Source organism: Terrabacter sp. 2TAF16 (genome assembly GCF_052115065.1).
Classification (GTDB): Bacteria; Actinomycetota; Actinomycetes; order Actinomycetales; family Dermatophilaceae; genus Terrabacter.
The window spans coordinates 48,111-66,439 of the sequence record NZ_JBFRFZ010000010.1; the positions used below are offsets into that span (position 1 = coordinate 48,111).

At 72.9% G+C, this 18,329-nt stretch carries 19 protein-coding genes; 11 read left to right on the forward strand and 8 right to left on the reverse strand.

Annotated elements, in window-relative coordinates; all coding sequences use genetic code 11:
* Positions 1-2 precede the first annotated feature (2 nt).
* Both AB4Z14_RS15965 and AB4Z14_RS15970 read right to left on the reverse strand, forming a co-directional pair.
* Entirely contained in the window at positions 3-1,283 is a 1,281-nt protein-coding gene (locus AB4Z14_RS15965) for an MFS transporter (protein WP_442276044.1), read from the reverse strand.
* 213 nt (positions 1,284-1,496) lie between these two features.
* On the reverse strand, positions 1,497-2,669 hold the full coding sequence (locus tag AB4Z14_RS15970; RefSeq protein ID WP_442276045.1) for a citrate/2-methylcitrate synthase: 1,173 nt from the start codon (positions 2,667-2,669) through the stop codon (positions 1,497-1,499).
* Between the two features lie 118 nt (positions 2,670-2,787).
* Between AB4Z14_RS15970 and AB4Z14_RS15975 the strand changes: the two genes are divergently transcribed.
* The gene (locus AB4Z14_RS15975; protein ID WP_442276046.1) at positions 2,788-3,966 is read left to right on the forward strand and encodes a citrate/2-methylcitrate synthase; all 1,179 of its coding nucleotides are present in this window, start codon (positions 2,788-2,790) and stop codon (positions 3,964-3,966) included.
* 1 nt (position 3,967) lies between these two features.
* On the opposite strand, the gene AB4Z14_RS15980 is transcribed toward AB4Z14_RS15975, so the two are convergent.
* On the reverse strand, positions 3,968-4,636 hold the full coding sequence (locus AB4Z14_RS15980; RefSeq protein WP_442276047.1) for a TrmH family RNA methyltransferase: 669 nt from the start codon (positions 4,634-4,636) through the stop codon (positions 3,968-3,970).
* Between the two features lie 177 nt (positions 4,637-4,813).
* On the opposite strand from AB4Z14_RS15980, the gene AB4Z14_RS15985 reads away from it, so the two are divergent.
* The 4 genes from AB4Z14_RS15985 (at position 4,814) to AB4Z14_RS16000 (ending at position 8,380) form a co-directional block, all read left to right on the forward strand.
* Positions 4,814-5,728, forward strand: coding sequence for an SPFH domain-containing protein (locus tag AB4Z14_RS15985; protein WP_442276048.1), 915 nt, complete (start codon positions 4,814-4,816; stop codon positions 5,726-5,728).
* The gene (locus tag AB4Z14_RS15990; RefSeq protein ID WP_442276049.1) at positions 5,725-6,351 is read left to right on the forward strand and encodes a hypothetical protein; all 627 of its coding nucleotides are present in this window, start codon (positions 5,725-5,727) and stop codon (positions 6,349-6,351) included. The genes AB4Z14_RS15985 and AB4Z14_RS15990 overlap by 4 nt, the downstream gene beginning before the upstream one ends.
* 258 nt (positions 6,352-6,609) lie before the next feature.
* Positions 6,610-7,338 carry a DedA family protein gene (locus tag AB4Z14_RS15995; RefSeq protein WP_442276050.1) on the forward strand — a complete coding sequence of 243 codons (729 nt, stop codon included), beginning with the start codon at positions 6,610-6,612 and terminating at the stop codon, positions 7,336-7,338.
* Positions 7,339-7,429: 91 nt separating this feature from the next.
* On the forward strand, positions 7,430-8,380 hold the full coding sequence (locus AB4Z14_RS16000) for a TIGR03086 family metal-binding protein (protein ID WP_442276051.1): 951 nt from the start codon (positions 7,430-7,432) through the stop codon (positions 8,378-8,380).
* Positions 8,381-8,398: 18 nt separating this feature from the next.
* On the opposite strand, the gene AB4Z14_RS16005 is transcribed toward AB4Z14_RS16000, so the two are convergent.
* Positions 8,399-9,139 carry a LemA family protein gene (locus tag AB4Z14_RS16005; RefSeq protein WP_442276052.1) on the reverse strand — a complete coding sequence of 247 codons (741 nt, stop codon included), beginning with the start codon at positions 9,137-9,139 and terminating at the stop codon, positions 8,399-8,401.
* 143 nt (positions 9,140-9,282) lie between these two features.
* Here AB4Z14_RS16005 and AB4Z14_RS16010 point away from each other — a divergent pair, with 143 nt between their 5' ends.
* Both AB4Z14_RS16010 and AB4Z14_RS16015 read left to right on the forward strand, forming a co-directional pair.
* Positions 9,283-9,576 carry a DUF1905 domain-containing protein gene (locus tag AB4Z14_RS16010; RefSeq protein ID WP_056772051.1) on the forward strand — a complete coding sequence of 98 codons (294 nt, stop codon included), beginning with the start codon at positions 9,283-9,285 and terminating at the stop codon, positions 9,574-9,576.
* Positions 9,573-10,253, forward strand: a complete 681-nt coding sequence (locus AB4Z14_RS16015; RefSeq protein ID WP_442276053.1) for a hypothetical protein — start codon at positions 9,573-9,575, stop codon at positions 10,251-10,253. Before AB4Z14_RS16010 ends, AB4Z14_RS16015 begins: the two co-directional genes overlap by 4 nt.
* On the opposite strand, the gene pyrE is transcribed toward AB4Z14_RS16015, so the two are convergent.
* Entirely contained in the window at positions 10,217-10,780 is a 564-nt protein-coding gene (gene pyrE / locus AB4Z14_RS16020; protein WP_442276054.1) for an orotate phosphoribosyltransferase, read from the reverse strand. The two genes, AB4Z14_RS16015 and pyrE, sit on opposite strands and share 37 nt — an antisense overlap.
* 81 nt (positions 10,781-10,861) lie before the next feature.
* Here pyrE and AB4Z14_RS16025 point away from each other — a divergent pair, with 81 nt between their 5' ends.
* The 4 genes from AB4Z14_RS16025 (at position 10,862) to AB4Z14_RS16040 (ending at position 15,351) form a co-directional block, all read left to right on the forward strand.
* Positions 10,862-11,635 (forward strand): maleylpyruvate isomerase N-terminal domain-containing protein, encoded by a 774-nt coding sequence (locus AB4Z14_RS16025; RefSeq protein WP_442276055.1) that lies wholly within the window; start codon positions 10,862-10,864, stop codon positions 11,633-11,635.
* A gap of 121 nt (positions 11,636-11,756) precedes the next feature.
* Entirely contained in the window at positions 11,757-13,217 is a 1,461-nt protein-coding gene (locus AB4Z14_RS16030; protein ID WP_442276056.1) for a right-handed parallel beta-helix repeat-containing protein, read from the forward strand.
* The gene (locus tag AB4Z14_RS16035; RefSeq protein WP_442276057.1) at positions 13,214-13,684 is read left to right on the forward strand and encodes a hypothetical protein; all 471 of its coding nucleotides are present in this window, start codon (positions 13,214-13,216) and stop codon (positions 13,682-13,684) included. Before AB4Z14_RS16030 ends, AB4Z14_RS16035 begins: the two co-directional genes overlap by 4 nt.
* A 77-nt stretch (positions 13,685-13,761) precedes the next feature.
* Positions 13,762-15,351, forward strand: a complete 1,590-nt coding sequence (locus AB4Z14_RS16040) for a Rieske 2Fe-2S domain-containing protein (protein WP_442276058.1) — start codon at positions 13,762-13,764, stop codon at positions 15,349-15,351.
* A 42-nt stretch (positions 15,352-15,393) separates the two neighbouring features.
* Here the strand turns inward: AB4Z14_RS16040 and AB4Z14_RS16045 are convergent, their stop codons facing one another.
* The 3 genes from AB4Z14_RS16045 to AB4Z14_RS16055 are packed head-to-tail and all read right to left on the reverse strand — an operon-like array spanning position 15,394 to position 18,328.
* The gene (locus AB4Z14_RS16045) at positions 15,394-16,038 is read right to left on the reverse strand and encodes a sugar transferase (RefSeq protein WP_442276156.1); all 645 of its coding nucleotides are present in this window, start codon (positions 16,036-16,038) and stop codon (positions 15,394-15,396) included.
* Complete coding sequence (locus AB4Z14_RS16050; protein WP_442276059.1) at positions 16,035-17,045, reverse strand: hypothetical protein; 1,011 nt, start codon at positions 17,043-17,045, stop codon at positions 16,035-16,037. The genes AB4Z14_RS16045 and AB4Z14_RS16050 overlap by 4 nt, the downstream gene beginning before the upstream one ends.
* On the reverse strand, positions 17,042-18,328 hold the full coding sequence (locus tag AB4Z14_RS16055; protein WP_442276060.1) for a lipopolysaccharide biosynthesis protein: 1,287 nt from the start codon (positions 18,326-18,328) through the stop codon (positions 17,042-17,044). The genes AB4Z14_RS16050 and AB4Z14_RS16055 overlap by 4 nt, the downstream gene beginning before the upstream one ends.
* Position 18,329 lies beyond the last annotated feature (1 nt).

An 18,329-nucleotide genomic window follows, 5' to 3' on the forward strand; every position in this document is an offset into this window, starting at 1 on the left:
CCTCAGGCGCGGCGCTGCACCGGACCCTGCACCGGCCCCTCCACCGGGCGCTCACCCGGCGCCGTCACGTGACGGTACGGGGAGCTCCAGAGCAGCAGGGCCGCGACCGCGAGCCCGACCACCCCGATGGCGATGGCGACCCGGTTGCCCCACGTCGCGGCGACGAGGCCCCCGAGGGGAGCCGCGACGGCGATCGAGCCCCAGTTGAGCGACCGGATCGTCGCGTTCATCCGCCCGCGCAGCCGGTCGGGCGTCACGAGGTTGCGGTAGCTCATGTCGAGCGGGTCGCGCAGCCCCATCGCCAGGCCGAAGAGCGCGTTGGCGACGAGCGGCCACACGATGGCATACGGCCCGGGCTGCGCGAGCAGCAGGAGGGCGTATGCCGCCGGGCTCAGCCACTCCGTCGTCGTGATCACCCGGCCGGTGCCGAAGCGCACGCCGAGTCGCGGGGACAGGCCCGCTCCGAGGACGCCGGTCACGCCGGTCGCCGCAAGGACGAGCCCGACCGCGAGCGGGTCGAGGTGCAGCTCGGTCGTGGCGAAGTAGACGAGGACCGTCGTGACCATGGCGTTGGCGAAGAACCAGAGGTGCAGCGAGATGGCGTACGGGCGCAGCACCCTGTGCCGGTAGACCCAGGCCGCGCCCTCGCGCAGCTCGCGCCACACGTGCCGCTCGGGGGTGCGCTCAGGAGCCCGCTCCTCGACGCGGACCGTCATGAGCACGACGGCCGACACGGCATACGACACGGCGTCGACGAGCACCGCGACGGGCGCGGACAGCAGCCGCACCAGCGCACCGCCGACGAGCGGACCGAGCGACTGCGTCGCGGCGTAGGTCTGGGCGAGCCGGGCGTTCGCCGAGGCGAGGCGCGTCTCCGGCACAACCGTCGGCAGGAACGACAGGTGGGCGGCGCTGAAGAACATCGAGGCGGAGCCGGCACAGAAGACGAGGGCGGCGACGAGCGGCACCGTCAGGTGGCCGGTCAGGGCGAGTACCCCGATCGTGCCGACGAGCAGGGCGCACAGCAGGTCGGCCGCGACGAGCAGCGGCCGGCGCCGCACCCGGTCGACGACGACGCCGGCGAGCATGCCGAAGAGGAGGTAGGGCAGCCACGTCGCCGCCCGGACGATCCCGAGCTCGGTCTGGTCGGCGTGGAGGGTCTCGATGAGGAGGAGCTGGAGGGCGAGAGCCGAGACGAAAGTGCCGAGGTTGGAGACGGCGTCGGCGACCCAGAACCGGACGAATGCCGCATTACCGGGCGATTCGACCGACGTTCGTGGCACCCCGAGCCCCTCCTTACGCGATGCCTACCCTTCCTTGACACCACCTTGTCGAGTCCTGACCTGAACGTCGACCCGAGACACCGATTCTGTCCTACGGTGGACATGACGTTCGGAGGGCTCCGGGCGACCACCAGCGACCGGATGCTCCCCCGGTCGCGCCGAGCAGGCCCCGGCAACCGGATGCGTCGGGGTCTGCTCGATGCCCTCCCACGGTCAGGCCGGTTGCGGGGCGCGCGTGCCGGTGGGCACCGGCTGGGGCGGCGGCGGCCCGACGTAGCGTGCGGCGGGCCGGATGATCTTCGGGTCGCGGCTCTGCTCGAGGACGTTGGACGTCCAGCCGACGACGCGCGCGACGCAGAAGGTCGGCGTGAACATCGACGGGTCGAGCCCCGCGAGCTTCATGACGACGCCGGCGTAGAACTCGACGTTGGCGTGCAGCTCGCGCCCCGGCTTCAGCTCGGCCAGCGCGCGCTCGATGGCGTCCTCGACCCCGACCGCGAGGTCGACGAGCGGGTCGTCCCAGCCGCGGGCGATCTGTTTGAGCATCTCCGAGCGCGGGTCGCGCGTGCGGTAGACGGCGTGGCCGAAACCCATGATCCGGTCGCCGGACCCGATGCGGTCGCGCACCCAGCCGTCGGCCCGGTCCAGGGTGCCGATCTCGTCGAGGGCCTCGAGCGCCCGGCTCGGCGCGCCGCCGTGCTTCGGGCCCGAGAACGAGCCGATGGCCCCGACGAGGCAGGCCGCGAGGTCGGCGCCGGTGCTCGCGATGACCCGCGCGGTGAAGGTCGAGGCGTTGAAGCCGTGGTCCATCGTGGCGACGAGGTACTGCTCGACGGCGCGGGCGTCTCGCGCCGAGGGCAGCCGCCCCGTCACCATCCGCAGGTAGTCCTCGGCGTGGCCGAGGGTCGGGTCGGCCGGCACCGGCTCGAGCCCGTGGTGGAGACGGTGCGCGGCCGCGAGGATCGTCGGCGTGACGGCGACGGCCGCCAGGGAGGCCGCGGACTTCTCGTCCTCGTCGCAGTCGTAGAGCGGACGCAGGCCGGCGATGCCGCCCCACGCCGACAGCGTCGTGCGCAGCACCTGGAGCGAGTCGGTGGTCGTCGCACAGATGGCGGGGAGCAGGTCGGCGAGGCCGGGCGGCAGGACGCGTAGTCGCCCCACCTCTGCGGTGAAGGCCGCCAGCTCTGCGTCGTCGGGCAGGTGGCCTCGCTCCAGCAGGTGCCAGGCCTGCTCGAAGCCGACCTGCTCGGCGAGCTCGACGGCGGAGTACTGCCGGTAGTGGAAGAAGCCCTCGTCGCCGCGGACGTCGCCGAGCTCGGTGTCGGTGACGACGACCTTGGCGAGACCCTTCGGGACGGTGATGAATCCGGTGGGAGTGGTGGACATGGGGTCCTCCTTTCAGGTTCACTTTTCACTCTCAGCGATGTTGATCAACATCGTCAATGTTGATCTCGTCAACGGTTGACCCGATCAACGCCATCGACCAGACCCGCCCGGAGGCGACGTGACGACCGCACGAGGCACGTGGATCACGACGACGGAGGCCGCCCAGCGACTCGGCGTCAAACGGGCGACCCTCTACGCGTACGTCAGCCGCGGGCTGCTGCGGAGCGAGCGCCGGCCGGGCCAGCAGGAGAGCCTCTTCGACCGGGCGCAGATCGACGCCATCGCCTCGGCGACCCGTCCCCCGGGCGGCCCGCAGCCGGTCCTGCGCTTCCGGAGCATCGCCACCGCCGTGAGCCGACAGGCAGAAGGAGAGCTCTTCTACCGCGGCCGCGCCCTGAGCGACGTCGTCGCCCTGCGGTCGCTCGAGGAGGCAGCGGGGATCGTGCTGGGGACGACGGTGCCGCAAGGCTTCTCGGGGTTGCCGGAGACGGCCGCCATCGACCTGACGAGCCTGCCGCTCGAGCGGCGGATGCCCGTGGCCGTGCAGCTGCTCGCGGCGGCCGACCCCTTCTCCTCGGACACGGACCCCGAGCGGGTCAGGCAGGCAGCGCTGCCCGCGGTCCGGGCCGCGGTCGCCCTGGCGGGGGCCTCGTCGCCCGGCCCGGCGGACCGCGCCCGGTCCGGCGACCTCACGGCCCTGACGCTGACCGCCCTCGGCGGCGACCCGACGGCCGACGGCGACGTCGCCGTGCTCCGGGTGCTGCTCGTGGCCCTCCTCGACCACGGCCTCACCGCCTCGACCGTCGCCGCGCGCGTCGCGGCCTCGACACGCGCCGGCCTCCACGACTGCCTGTCGGCCGCGTACGCCGCGATGGCCGGCCCGCTCCACGGCGCGGCCCCCGTGGCCGCCCACGCGCTGCTCACCGAGGGCGTCGACCCGGCCGTGCTCGTGGCGCGGTCGCTGCGCGAGCGGGGCGTGGTGGCCGGCTTCGGACACTTCCTCTACCCCGAAGGCGACCCGCGGGCCGACGTCGTGCTCGAGGCCCTGTGGCGTCGGCGCGGCACCACCCGGCTGCGGCGGCGCGTCGACGCGCTCGCGGCGCTCGTCGCCGAGCGCACGGGATCGCTGCCCAACATCGACCTCGCGAGCGCCGCCGTGCTCCACGCCCTCGGCCTGCCAGCCGAGTCGGGCGAGGTGGTCTTCCAGGTCGCGAGGTCGGTCGGCGTCGCCGCCCACGTCGTCGAGGAGTATGCCGAGGAGCCCTTGCGCTGGCGCGGTCGCGACCCGCAGGGCTGAGCTACACCCGCTGGTCGAAGACGTGCCGGCGCACCCAGGCGTGCATCGCGATGGCAGCAGCCGCGCCGGCGTTGATCGAGCGGGTCGAGCCGAACTGCTCGATGTGGAGCACGGCCGTGCACTCGGCCCGCATCGGCTCGGACAGCCCGGGGCCTTCCTGGCCGAAGACGAGGACGCACCGGCGCGGCAGGTCGAACGTCTCGATGGGCACCGAGCCGGGCAGGTTGTCGACACCGACGAGGGCGAGCCCCTCGCCCCGGGCCCACGCGGCGAGCGCGGCAGCGTCCGGGTGGTGGTGCTCGTGCTGGTAGCGGTCGGTGACCATGGCCCCGCGCCGGTTCCACCTCCGCTTGCCGACGATGTGGAACGCGCGGGCGCCCATGGCGTTCGCCGTGCGGATGACCGACCCGATGTTGAAGTCGTGGCCCCAGTTCTCGACGGCCACGTGGAAGTCGTGGCGTCGGGCGTCGAGGTCGGCGACGATCGCGTCGTGGCGCCAGTACCGGTAGGCGTCGACGACGTTGCGCCGGTCGCCGTGCTCGAGCAGCTCGGGGTCCCAGTGGTCGCCGGACGGGCGCGGGCCCTGCCACGGGCCGACCCCGACCGCGACGGTCGGGCCGTTCGGTGCGTCCGGCCCGTCCGGGGTCTCACCCCCTTCAGGCGATGCCACGGGTCCCCCTTCCGGTTCAGTCTGGTGTCACATCGGATGCCCGGAAGACTAACGACCGGGCGAACGGCCGGACGACCCACCGGGGCGGTCCGGTGGCGACAGGAGACCTGCCATGCGTACCACGACCCCGGCGACCGGCTCGGTCACCACGCTCGCCGCGACCGGCCGGAGCCGGTCATGAGCACCGCCGCCACCGTGATCCTCGTCGTGCTCCTCGTGCCGATCCTCGCGATCTTCGCGTGGATGGTCGTCACGGCCTCGATGATCAAGGTGCCGGCCGGCGCCCTCGGCCTCGTGCTCAAGAACGGCCGGGCGACCGACCACTCCCTGACGCCCGGCCGGCACTGGGTGCCGCTCCTGCGCAAGACGATGGTCGTCGAGTACCCGTCGGTGGAGATGGCCTATCGCGCCGGCGAGGACGCGTCGTCGGCGGTGTCGCAGCTCGACCGCACCGGCCCCAGCCTCAGCTGCGCCCTCGGTGACCGGGCCCTGGCCGGCGTCGCGTACACGGTGCGCTACGCGATCATCCCCGAGCGGCTGCGCACGGTGCACGAGCGGTTCGGGCCCGAGGGCGTCCACGGACTGGTCCGGGACGAGAGCGGCCGGGCGATCAGCCGGGCCCTGAGCGACCCCGCCGTCACGGTCGAGACCCTCTTCGGGCGCGCCCGGTCCGACACCGAGACCCGGCTCGCCGAGGCCGTCACCGCCGCGCTGGAGGAGCACGGCCTCCGTGTCACCGGCTTCGTGCTCGGGCCCGTCGACCTCGGCCGGACGGGGGAGGTCATCCAGGCCACGGTGCGCGCCACGTTCGAGCTCGCTCTCGAGGAGGCCGAGGCCGCCACCCGGATCGCCCAGGCCCAGAACGACGGCAGGCTCGAGCAGGAGATCACGACCGCACGCGAGGACGCCTGGCGCTACCGCGAGACCGACCTGTGGCGCGACCTCGTGCAGCGTTCGGACGGCGTCCAGGTGGGCCGTCGCCGTCCCGGCTACGGTCCCGGCCGGATGGGGCTCACGGTCCGCGAGGACCCTGCCGCTGCCCAAGGCGCCGCCGCGGCCGCCGACCAGCCTCCGGGCACTGAGCAGCAATGAACCGCGAGGGCTCCTTCGTCGACCGTCTCATCGAGATGGTCACGGTGCTCGTCCTCGGGCTCGCCACGGTCGGGACGGCCTGGTGCGGCTACCAGGCGTCCCAGTGGAGCGGGGCGCAGAGCACGGCGACGAGCACGTCGACCGACCAGCGCGTCGAGGCCAGCCGGCTGTTCGGCGTCGCGACCCAGAAGGTCAGCTACGACAGCAGCATGATCGCGCAGTACGCGCAGGCGGTGCAGGCGAAGAACACCCAGCTCGTCGCCTTCTACCGCGCGACCCTGATCCGCGAGGAGCTGCTCCCCGTCATCGACCGCTGGGAGGCCGAGATCAAGGCGGGAGGCACCCCCACGAGGCTCATCGACGACACGAGCTACATGAGCGCCCAGCTCGGGCCCTACGAGGCGGCCACCGCGAAGGCGGACGCCTCGGGCAAGCAGGCGCTCCAGGCCGGGGAAACGGCGCACGACTACGTCATCAACACGATCCTGCTCGCCGTCGCGCTCTTCTTCTCCGGCGTCCTGTCGAGCTTCCGCTACCGGCCGGCGCGCCTGCTGCTCGTCGTGGCCGCCATCGCGACCGTGGCCGTGGCCGCCGTGAACCTCGCGGACCTGCCCATCGCCTGACGGCGCGGCCGCGCGCGCAACGGGATCAGGAGGAGGACGGCACGCGCGCCGTCGTGGGCGCCGCAGCGTCCACGACCCCGAGTGTCCGGCAGGTGCCGTCACTCCTCCTTCGCTCCCGCGTCCATCGTGAACCGGGTCCGCGCGCCGACGGAAGGGACGTCGTCCCATCGATATCCCTTCGAGACCCGCTCGAGACCCCACAGCGCGCTGACAGCGCGGATTCAGGCGCTCCCGGGCACACGGCATACCCTGTCACCCATGCACGCACTCGCCTCCGTCCTGCCGGCCATCGCGCCGGCCCTCGGCCCCAAGTGGATGGACCCCACCTACCTGCTCCAGCAGTACGGCGAGGCCTTCTTCTGGATCGCCGTCGCCATCGTCTTCATCGAGTGCGGCCTCCTCTTCCCGATCCTGCCCGGCGACTCCCTCCTCTTCGCGGTGGGCCTGTTCATCGCCACCGGCCAGGTGCACGTCAACCTCGGCGTGGCGATCGTGATCCTGTGCGCGTCGGCCTTCCTCGGCAACGTCGTCGGCTACGAGATCGGTCGGGCCCTCGGCACACCGCTCTATGCGCGCGACGGCAAGGTGCTCAAGAAGAAGTACTTCGACCAGACGACCGACTTCTTCGACCGGCACGGCAACAAGGCCCTCGTCATCGGGCGGTTCGTCCCGATCGTTCGCACCTACATCACCGTCGTGGCCGGCGTCAGCCGGATGGAGCGCCGCCGCTTCTTCACGTGGAGCGCCGTCGGCGCCGTCCTGTGGGCGGCCGGCATCACCCTCCTCGGCTACTTCCTCGGGCAGGCCTTCCCGTGGCTCACCGACAAGCTCGAGGTCGCGATCCTGCTCGTCGTCGCCGTGTCGCTGCTGCCGATGGTCTACGAGTTCGTCAAGCACCGCCGCAGGGCCAAGGCGCTCGCTGCCGAGACCGCCGACGCGGCGGGCGACGTCGCGAACCACGCGACGGGCAGCGACCGCGCCTCCTGACCCCGCCTCCTGACCGCGTCTTGACGTGATGTCCTGACGCGCCTCCCGAGCCCGGGGCACACTGGTGCTGCAGGGGCGATGGGAGGACGCCATGGAGGCAACGACCGAGACCCCGCACACCGGGTCCGACCTCGGCGGCGCCTACCGCCGCAGCGTGCAGTGGTGGTCGCAGCAGGTCGCCTCGGTGGCCGACGACCAGTGGGGCCTGCCGACGCCGTGCAGCGAGTGGACGGTGCGGGACCTCGTCAACCACGTGACGGGCGAGGACCTCTGGACCTCGCCGCTGATGCGCGGCCGCACCATCGCCGACGTCGGCAGCCGGCTCGACGGCGACCTCCTCGGTGAGGACGCCCGGGACGCCGCGGCGTCGGCCGCGACCGAGGCCCTCGGCACCGTCGCCGAGACGCTCCCCTCGCACGGCACCGTGCAGCTGTCCTACGGCGAGGAGTCGATGGACGAGTACGTCCGCCAGCTCGTGGCCGACCACCTCGTGCACGGCTGGGACCTCGCCGCGGCGATCGGGCAGGACCGCGCGCTCGATCCGGGGCTCGTGGCCGACGTGGCGACGTGGTTCGACCGCGTGGAGGAGGCCTACCGCTCCGGCGGGGCCGTCGGACCGCGTATGCCGTCCAGCGGCGACGCGCAGACCGACCTCCTAGCGCGCTTCGGACGGGATGCCACGTGGGGCCCGAACCATGCGGGTTTCACCGCCTTCGTCGCGGCGTTCGGACGGGGCGACGTCGACGCGATCATGTCGCTCATGACCGACGACTGCGTCTTCGAGGCCACCGGACCGGCGCCGGACGGCCTACGCCATGAGGGCGCGACCGACGTGCGCTCGGTGTGGGAGTCGCTCTTCACCGAGACGGGCAGCCCGCTCTTCACGGCCGAGGAGTCCTTCGTCGCCGGCGACCGCGGGGTGCTGCGCTGGCGCTTCTCCTGGGTCGCCCCGGACGGCTCGCCCGGCCACGTGCGCGGCATCGACGTCGTACGCCTGCGCGACGGCAAGGTCTGCGAGAAGCTCTCGTACGTCAAGGGCTGAGCCCCGAACACCCTCCGGTCAGGCGCCGGACGTGCCCGGGCCGGCCGAGTCGGACGTCGGGTCGGGCTGGGTGGCACCGGGGGCCTGTGCCTGAGGCAGCGCGCCGGGCGCGCCCCCCGGCTGGGTCGACGAGCCGCCGACGGCACCGGGCTGGGTGGACGCCGAGACGGCCGGGGTGCCGGAGCCCCCGACGGCGCTGTCGCCCCCGAAGGAGACGCTCGGGGCGACGGCCTCGGTCGCGGGGGTCTCGAAGTACTCGGCGCGCTTGACGCCGGCCATGTTGGCAACGATGTTCGAGGGGACGGACTCGACCTTGGTGTTGAGCTCGCGCACGAGGGCGTTGTAGTAGCGGCGCGAGCTCGCGATGCGGTCCTCGGTGCTCGTCAGCTCCTGCTGGAGGGCGAGGAAGTTCTGGTTGGCCTTGAGGTCGGGGTAGGCCTCGGCGACGGCCATGAGGCGACCGAGCGCCTGGCTCAGCTGGCCCTCGGCCTGCGCCGCCGCGGCGGGGGTCGACGCGCCCGACATCGCGGTGGACCGGGCCTGCATGACCTCCTCGAGCGTGCCGCGCTCGTGCGACGCGTAGCCCTTGACCGTCTCGACGAGGTTGGGGATGAGGTCGTGGCGACGCTTCAGCTCGACGTCGATCTGGCGCCAGCCCTCCTCGACCTTGTTGCGCAGGCCGATGAGGCCGTTGTACATGACGACGCCGACGACGGCGAGGAGCACGACGAGGCCGAGCAGGATCCAGACGATGATCATGGGTTCTCCCGATAGAGGGCGGCGAGTCGGTGTGCCGATCGAGCCGATCCTAGTGCTGGGCGCACGCGTGCGGACCGGGTCGCGGGTGCGACGCAGGCGCTGCCCGCCCGGTTCCTGTCGGTGCCGGGCCCTAGCGTGGACGCATGACGACGCTCCGGTTCACGGCCGACCTGTGGCGCTGGGAGGCGCAGACGGGATGGTTCTTCGTGACGGTCGGCGACGACGCGTCGGCGCGCATCCGCGAGGTCCCGCGGCCGCCGCGGGGTTTCGGCTCGGTGCGCGTCCGGGCGACCGTGGGAGCCACGTCGTGGACGACGTCCGTCTTCCCGGACGCGAGCCGGGGCGCCTACGTGCTGCCGGTCAAGAAGGCGGTCCGCCACGCCGAGGGTCTCGGCGAGGGCGACCCCGCCGACGTCGTCCTCGAGGTCCTCGAGTGAGCGGCCTCGACCCACCGGCCCGCAACCGGGTCGATCCCCTCGGCGACGTCGTCGCGGCCCCCGGGCGGGGCGACCTCATGGGCAACCGGGGCCGCCTCCACGACGGCGCCGGCACGCGCGGCGTCCGCCGGCACCACGTCGGACGCGCGTGGATCACGTGCCTGCTCGAGTTCCGCGACCGCCGCGTGCGGCAGTGGGACCCCAGCCACTACACGCCGCTCTTCTTCCTCGACGAGGCGCTCGCCCTCGCGGCCGGGCATCGTCCGTGCGCCGAGTGCCGTCGCGCCGACTTCGGCCGGTTCCGTGACCTCGTCGCGGCGAGCCATCGCACGACCCACCTGCCGGCGCCCGGTCTCGACCGGCTGCTCCACGACGAGCGCTGGGACCCGCGGCGACGCACCCGCCGGCTGCACGCGTACGCCTGGGGTGACGTGCCCGACGGCACCTACGTGCTGCTGGGTTCGGGTCCTGCCGTCGTCACCAACGGCGGCCTGCTGCCGTGGCTGCCCGACAACACGTATGCCGCCACGCCCGTCGAGCGACCCCGCGGCGGCATCGCGACGGTGATCACGCCTCCGTCGTCGGTCGAGGCGCTGCGGACGGGTTTCGAGGTGCGCGTCGGGCGGCGCCCGGGCGGCCCTCAGGCGAGCCCGAGCTCCTCCAGCGAGAAGGCGTAGCGGTACTCCACGCCGGCCTCGGCGGTGATCCGGTCGCCGGCGCCGGTGGCGCGGTCGGCGATGGTGGCGACGGCGACGACCTCGGCGCCGTCCTCACGGGCTGCCTCGACGGCGGCGAGCGGCGACGCACCGGTCGTCGTCGTGTCCTCGACGACGAGCACCTGTCGGCCCGTGATCGACGGCCCCTCGATGCGCTGCTGGAGGCCGTGCGCCTTGCCGGCCTTGCGGACGACGAAGGCGTCGAGGCGCTCACCGGCGGCCGCGGCCGCGTGCAGCATCGAGGTCGCGACGGGGTCGGCGCCGAGCGTCAGGCCACCGACGGCGGCATACGTGAGGTCCTTGGTCAGCTCGCGCATGACGATCCCGACGAGGGGCGCGGCCTCCCCGTCGAGGGAGATGCGGCGCAGGTCGACGTAGTAGTCGGCCTCCTTGCCGGAGCTGAGGGTCACGCGACCGTGGACGATCGCCTTCTCTCGGATGATCTCGAGCAGGCGGGCACGGGCAGCGGCGGTGTCAGTGACGGTCACGAGGCTCCATCGTAGGGCCCCACGTCAGTCGGACCGGAAAAGCGCTGTCGGGCGGGCCCGCCCGGGTGGTAGACATCCGGCGTGACGAGCGAGCTCGAGTTCCCCGACCTGCTGCGCCTCATCGACGAGCGGTCGCGGGCCTTCCGCTCCGCCGTCTGGACGGCGGCCAGCCTCGATGTGCCGGTCCCGACCTGTCCCGAGTGGTCGCTGCTCGACCTGGTCCACCACTTGGGCGAGGGCCGTCGGTCGTGGGCCGCCACGGTCGCGGCCGGCCCGGCCGCCACCTCCCGGGTCCGGCCGCCGTCGGACGGCGACGCGGCGGCGCCGAGCGAGCCCGACGCGCTGGACGGCTGGCTGGCGGCGTCCACCCGGCAGCTCCTCGACGCCCTGCGCGAGGCCGGGCCGGAGCGCGGCTGCTGGACGTGGTGGGGCGACTCGCAGTCGCCCGGGACGTGCGGCGCGGTCGCGCGGCACCAGCTCCAGGAGATCGCGGTGCACACGTACGACGCCCAGCTCACGGTCGGTACGCCTCGGCCGCTCCCCGACGCCGTGGCCCTCGACGGTGTCGAGGAGTTCCTCTCCACGTGCTGCGCGACGACGAGCCCGTGGCCGCACGAGCCCGCCGTCGTCGACTACGCGGCGACCGAAGGACGCTCGTGGCGGCTCTGGGTCTCCGCCGACGGCGCACGCACCGCCCCCTTGCCCGAGACCGCCGGGCCGGTCGATGCCCGCGTCACCGGCACGGCGAGCGAGATCGTCCTCGCCGCGTTCTACGGCCGCCGTCCGCTGGAGGCACTGACGATCGAGGGCGACCGAGAGGTCATCGACCGGCTCATCGCCTGGGAGCCCGAGTAGCCCGATCGGGCGCGCCTCCTGCAATGGGCGTATGCCGTCCTCCCACTTTCGGTGGGGGTGATCGTGCGGGCCGGTGGACAAACTGGAGGATCAGGCAGCCGCAGGATGGGAAGGACGAGTCATGGCCCCCCCGCACACCCCCGCTCGACGAGCCGTCCTCGCCCTCAGCACCCTCGTGGCCGGCCTGAGCCTCGCGGTCAGCTCCGTCGGGGCCGCGGCAGGCGTCGCCGCCTACCTCTACGTGGGCGGCGGCGGCTGCTCGGACACCGGTGCAGGCACGGCCGCGGTGCCGTTCTGCACCATCGCCAAGGCCGCGAAGGTCGCCGTCGCGGGGCAGACGGTGCTCGTCTCCTCGGGGACGTACACCGACGAGGTGTTCCCCTGGCACTCCGGCACCGCCGGCTCCCCCATCACCTTCCAGCCGGCCGCGGGCGCCGTCGTCACCATCGCGGGGGCCAAGCACGGTTTCACGATCTCCAACCAGAGCTGGATCACCGTGTCGGGCTTCACCGTCCGGGACACCACGAGCAACGCGTTCTACGTCTTCAACGCGACCGGCGTCCGGCTGTCGAGCAACACGGCGCGGGGGTCGGGCAGCCCGGTGTCGGGCGCCACGGCATACGGCATGTACCTCAACTCGATGACCGGCTCGGTCGTCACCGGCAACCTCGTCACCGACAACTCGGCGTCCGGCATCTACCTGACGAACGGCTCGACCGGCAACCAGATCACGGGCAACGAGAGCTCGTGGAACGCGTACGGCTACGTGCGCAACGCGGTCGGGATCGACCTGCGGGCGCCCGGCAACCTCGTGAGCGGGAACCGCGTCCACGACAACGAGGACTCCGGCATCCAGTCCTACCCGGGCGGCGACCGCAACACGATCGTCGACAACGTCAGCTACCACAACAAGGGGTTCACGACCGCTGCCCTGACCAACTGCAGCCCCCCGCCGACCGGTAACACGGCCGGGTGCATCACCGGCGACCACGGCATCGACGACTTCGGCGTCACCGGCAGCTCCGTCGTCGGCAACACCGTCTACGACAACGTGGCGGCCGGCATCAACCTCGAAGGCGTGGCGTCGGGCACCCCGAGCGGGTTCACCTTCGCCGACAACATCTCGGTCGACAACGCGGCCTCGTGCCCCAACGGCGCGGGCGGCACGGTGAAGTGTCCCCGGACGAGAGGTGACATCCGCGTCGACGCGACGTCGCAGCTCGGCACGAGACTCGACTACGACCTCGTGAACCTCAGTGTCAGCGGCACGATGATGGTGTGGGGATCGACGTCCTACACGTCCCTGGCGGCGTTCCAGGCGGCGAGCGGACAGGAGTCGCACGCACGGCAGGCCGACCCTCGCTGGAACGGCCCCGCGCAGGCTGACTTCAGCCTCCGCGCCGGGTCGCCGGCGATCGACTCGGCAGACTCGGGCGCGCCCGGCCAGCCGGCGCTCGATGCCGCCGGCCGTCCTCGGGTCGACGACCCGAGCACCACGAACAGCGGGGTCGGCGTGCGCTCCTACGACGACCGCGGCGCCTTCGAGTACCAACCTCCGACAACGAGAGGGGCGACATCATGAGCGCGTCGACGACCTCCACCCACCGCTGGCAGCTCCTGCTCGGCGTCGCTCTGACGATGGTCGTCGCGCTCGGATCAGCCTTCGTCCTCACCGGCGCGGCACGCGGGGGCGCCTCGGCCGTGCAGAGCGCCGCGTCCCAGCCGCTCGGCGGTGACTGCCCCGATATCGGGTCACTCGTCGCGGCCGCCTCGACGACGACCGCGTCGACGACCGCGTCGACGACCGCGACGACGCACGGCGCGTCCGCGGCGGCCCTCCGTGCCGGGCTCGACACCGTTCTCTCCCGGGCCAGGGGCCTCGCGAGGACGACGGCCTCCGACGACGCCCGCGAGTCCGTGCAGAACCTCGCCGACGACCTGGCTGCCTACCGGCTCAGTGTGACCCGACCGGCCACCGACCGCCACGCCGACATCGCCGCGACCGTCCGCGCCGACCTGACCGCCCTGCGTCGGCTCTGCGGACACTGAGGCTCCGTCAAACGACGTAGACGCAGGTCCGGCCCACGCGGGTGTCCGGCGGAGGCGCGGCGGCGGATCGTCGAGTCATGAACGGACCACTCGTCACCTCCCTCGGCCACGCCGGACTGCGCATCGACGCGCCCGGCCTGCGGATGCTGTGCGACCCGTGGATGTCACCACGGGGCGCCTTCCTCGGGTCGTGGTTCCCCTTCCCCGACAACGCCCACGTGCGGACGCCTGCGATGCTCGACGCGGACTGGGTCGCCATCTCACACGAGCACCTGGACCACCTGGACCTGCCACTGCTGCAAGGCCTCTCGCCATCGACACGCCTCGTCATCCCGCGCTACCCCTCGAGGGAGATGCGCAACCGCATCGCCGGCGCGGGCCTGCGCAACGTCGTCATCGAGCTGGACGCGTGGGAGCGGCTGGCGCTGAACGACCGCGGTGACTGGGTGACGGTCATCCCCGAGCTCAGCCCCATGTGCCACGACGCCGCCATCCTCGTCCACGTGGACGGGCACGCCGTGCTGCACACGAACGACGCGCGGCTCAGCGTCAGCCAGCTCCGCCGGGCTGCCGAGGAGTGCGGGCGTCCCCTGGACGTCATGGGAGTGCAGATGTCCGGGGCTTCGTGGCACCCCATCTGCTACGACTACCCGCCCGAGGTCGTCGAGCGGATCAGCTCCGAGAAGCGCTTGGGCAAGTTCCGCGCGGTGACCCGGCTGCTGCGTTCGGCGCCCCCGAAGATCGTCGTGCCGTATGCCGGGCCCCCCGCCTTCCTCGACCCAGCGGTCGCGCACCACAACGCCGCGGTCCGGGCTCCCGGCATCTTCCCCGACCAGGCCCAGGCGCTCGCGTTCCTGCGCGACCGGCTCCCGGGCCAGACCTCGCTCTACCTGCTGCCCGGCGACCGCCTCCACGTCGATTCCGGTGACGTCGAGCGCGATCCGATGTGGGCCGGCTTCTCCTTCGACGACACCTCCGAGTACCTCAGGGCGTATGCCGCCCGGCGCGCCGACGAGATCGCCGCGGTGTACGCAGAGCTGCCGGACCCCCCGCCGGAGAGCCGGCTGGGCGAGCGCTTCCGCGACCACTTCCTCGCGCTCGGAGCCCTGTCCGGCTACTTCCTGCAGAGGATCGGCATGACGGTGCGCTTCGAGGTCGTCGGCCGGGCGGGTGGCACGTGGGACGTCCGGTTGGGGCCCGAGACGACGGAGGTCGACCTGGCCCCCGTCGGTGGGACGCCCGGCTACCACCTGACGGTCGAGGCCCGCTGGCTCGATGCGGTGCTCACGGGTCGCATCCGGTGGGAGGACCTCTTCCTCTCGCTGCGCATCCGCGCCAGCCGGGATCCCGACGTCTACAACGACTACCTCGTCGGCCTGCTCAAGCACGCGGACCGGGACGCCCTCGAGGCCATCGAGGGCTACGAGACGCACCGGGACCCGACGGAGACCGTCATGCTGTCCGACGGCGAGAGCGACTACGTCGTGAGCCGCTACTGCCCGCACGCCGGGGAGGACCTCCAGTACGGCGCCGTCGTCCGCGACGGGAGACTCCGGTGCCTAGGGCACAACTTCGAGTTCGACCTCGAGACCGGGACCTGTCTCAACGCCAGGTGCGACCCGCTCCAGGTGACCCGGGCGCCGGCGCCGCTGCCGTCCGGTCGCTGAGGCAGGGACCGGAGGGCGGGTCGTCGCGTCGTCGGCGGCGGTTCACTGGGGGTGGAGCAGGTAGACCGCGGTCTCGAGCAGCACGGCCACGGTGCGCGACAGCGACGGAGCGCAGAGATAGCCGGCATCGAGGTCCACCCGGCGCGGGACGACGTGCTCCAGGTACCACGTCTCGGGGTCCGGGGCGGGCTCGGAGAAGACCGCGGCGAGCGGGAGCTCGAGCACCCGTGAGTCGCGCATCCTGATCTGCGCGGGTCCGGTCAGTCCCGGGGTGGCCTCGAGCACCCAGCGGCACCCGGACGGGTAGCGGCGCGCCAACGCGACCGTCTCGGGCCTGGGGCCGACGAGGGTCATCTCGCCGCGAAGGACGTTGAGCAGCTGCGGCAGCTCGTCGAGCGACGTGCGCCGGAGCAGGGCCCCGACCCTCGTGACGCGAGGGTCGCGCCCCATCGTGATGTCGAGACCCTCGCCACCCGAGGTCATGGTGCGCAGCTTGAGGATGGTGAAGGGGCGTCCGCCCGCGCCGACCCGCTCCTGGCGGAACAGCACGGGCCCCGGGCTCGTCGTGCGGATCGCGACCGCCGCCGCCACGACGACCGGCGCGCTCAGCACGAGGGCCACCGCGGCGACCACGACGTCAAGTACCCGACGAGCGCGGCTGACCCGAGTGGGTTCCGTCGTGCTCAGCCGGTCCCGGCCGCGACGAAGACGACGTCGAACTGGCTCGTCACCGCGCGGACGTCGTGTCCCCGGTCCACCACGTAGGCCGACGGCGTCATGTGTGTCCACAGCCGCGCTCCCTTCTTCCGCCTATGCTCCAGCGCTCTGGTCAGCGCGTTCGGGACGTCCCCCGGGTCGACGAGGGTGACGAGCTGGCCGCGGTAGTGCTGCGCCCAGGTCCAGATGTCGACCGCTCTCGCCCCCTCGGCGAGGGGGATGTCCACGTAGGTGTGCACGTCGGCCTCGGCGCTCGCGACATCGCCGGGGTACGCCCCGGGGTGAGCCAGTGCCTTGCGCGCCTGGAGGGTCACCCGGGTGCCCCACCGGCGTACGGCCTCGCGCCAGCTCTGCTGCATCGCGTCGTCGCGGGAGCTGCCCTGGGAGGCGTACCAGGCATCGTCCTGCAGACCCGGGCTGAGGTCGATGACGTCCACCCCGGAGGCGGCGTAGCCGTCGACCGCGGCGAGGCTCGCTCCGGGGCTCGTGCTCGTGGAGCCGGCACCGCACATGCGCATGACCGCCGTGGACGAGGAGGTCCACGACAGGCAGCCCAGCTCGGGGACGACCACGTCGATGAGCACCTTCGTGCCCGGCGAGGAGGCGTGGATGTCGGCGACGGTGCGCCTCAGCATGTCCGCCGCCTGTTCCGGGGTCGTGCCGTCGTGGTAGCCGAGCTCGTCGGCGACCTTGATGCCGGCCACCCCTCGGCGGCGCGCGAGAGCGAGGGCGGTGCCGAGAACCTGGCGGTAACGGGTCGGCCCTGCGAGGTAGGCCTTGACGACGTCGGACTCGACCCAGACGCCGGTCCCCGTCGCCCTGAGGTCGTCGACGAGCTCGGCGTACCGTCCGTCCGTGGGCGTCTGGGTGCCGAGGACGCTCGCCGCCCGTGGGGTCGCGCTCGGGGCCGGCGCACCGCAGCCGCAGGCGAGAAGGGCCGACGCCGCGACGACCGAGGCCAGCACGTGCCTGGTCATCGCGGGGTGCCTGCCGTGAGTCGTCGCACGACGAGCACGGTGCTGACATCGGTGACGAGGTAGGCGACGGCGCTGGCCACGGCTGCCCCGGTCACCCCGAACGACGGGATGAGGGCGAGGTCGAGTCCGAGTGTCGCGAGCAGGCCGACGGCCTGCAGCACCGAACCGGTGCCGGGGCGCCGGGTCCCCAGCAGGTAGCCGCCGGCCAGGCCTCCCGCGGGTGAGGCGCAGAGGCCGACGGCGATGATGGCGGCCGGCACGACGGACGCGACGAACTCCTGACCGTAGAGGGCCGGCAGCAGGGGTCCCGCGGCGAGCGCCAGCACGACGGCACCGACGATGCCCACGCCACCGAGCCACGGCAGCTGTCGACGCACGACCGTCGCGGAGGCCTCCGGCCCGAGGCGGGCGATCCGCGGATAGCTGACCCAGGTCACCGCGAGCGACGGCAGCCTGACGAGCTCGGCGAACTTCGAGGCCACGGCATACACGCCCAGCGGTGCCGGACCGGCGATGGAGCCCAGGACGAGGAAGTCCAGGCGCAGGTTGAGCAGGTTGACCAGGCCGCCGACCTGACCGAGCAGGCCGAACGACACGATGCTGCGCGCGAGCGGGCGGTCGGGACGCCCGGTCATCCGCATCCCCCGGCCGTGCACCTGGCGCACGAGACGAGCCCACCCCGCCCCGGCGACGACGACGTCGGCGACGATGAGCACGACGACGAGCAGCAGGGACCCGCGCAGTCCGAGCAGCCAGGCGACGCCGAAGGCGGGGAGGAAGGCTGCCTCCTCGCCGGCAGTGACCGCGTTGGACCCCTTCCGGTCGTCGAGCCCCTGGAGGCTCGACTTGGCGACGGCGAGCGGCAGCTGGGTCGCGACACTGACGCCGGCGAGGAGCATGACCAGCGTGCTCGCCGTCGGGAGCAGGACCGCGTGGATGACGGGAACGAGCAGCAGCCACACGGCGGTGCCGATCCCCATGCCGGTGCCGAGCAGCACGAGGATCGTGGGCCACAGCCGCGGGTGCCCGGCGTGCGGGCCGGCGAGGAAGTAGCCCATCGCACCCGGCAGACCACAGGCGGCGAGGACGCCGACCAGACCCGGCAGGACGCGCAGCAGGGCGAGGACCCCGACGTCCTCGGCGCCTCCGACCCGCGCGACGAGGATCGTGCCGATCCCGAGCGCGACCACGGCGACGAGCCGGGCGCCGAGGTTGTCGAGGACGGCCCGCCCCGGGATGCGGAGGCGACGGGAGGCGTGGCTCGGGTTGAGACGCACCGACACG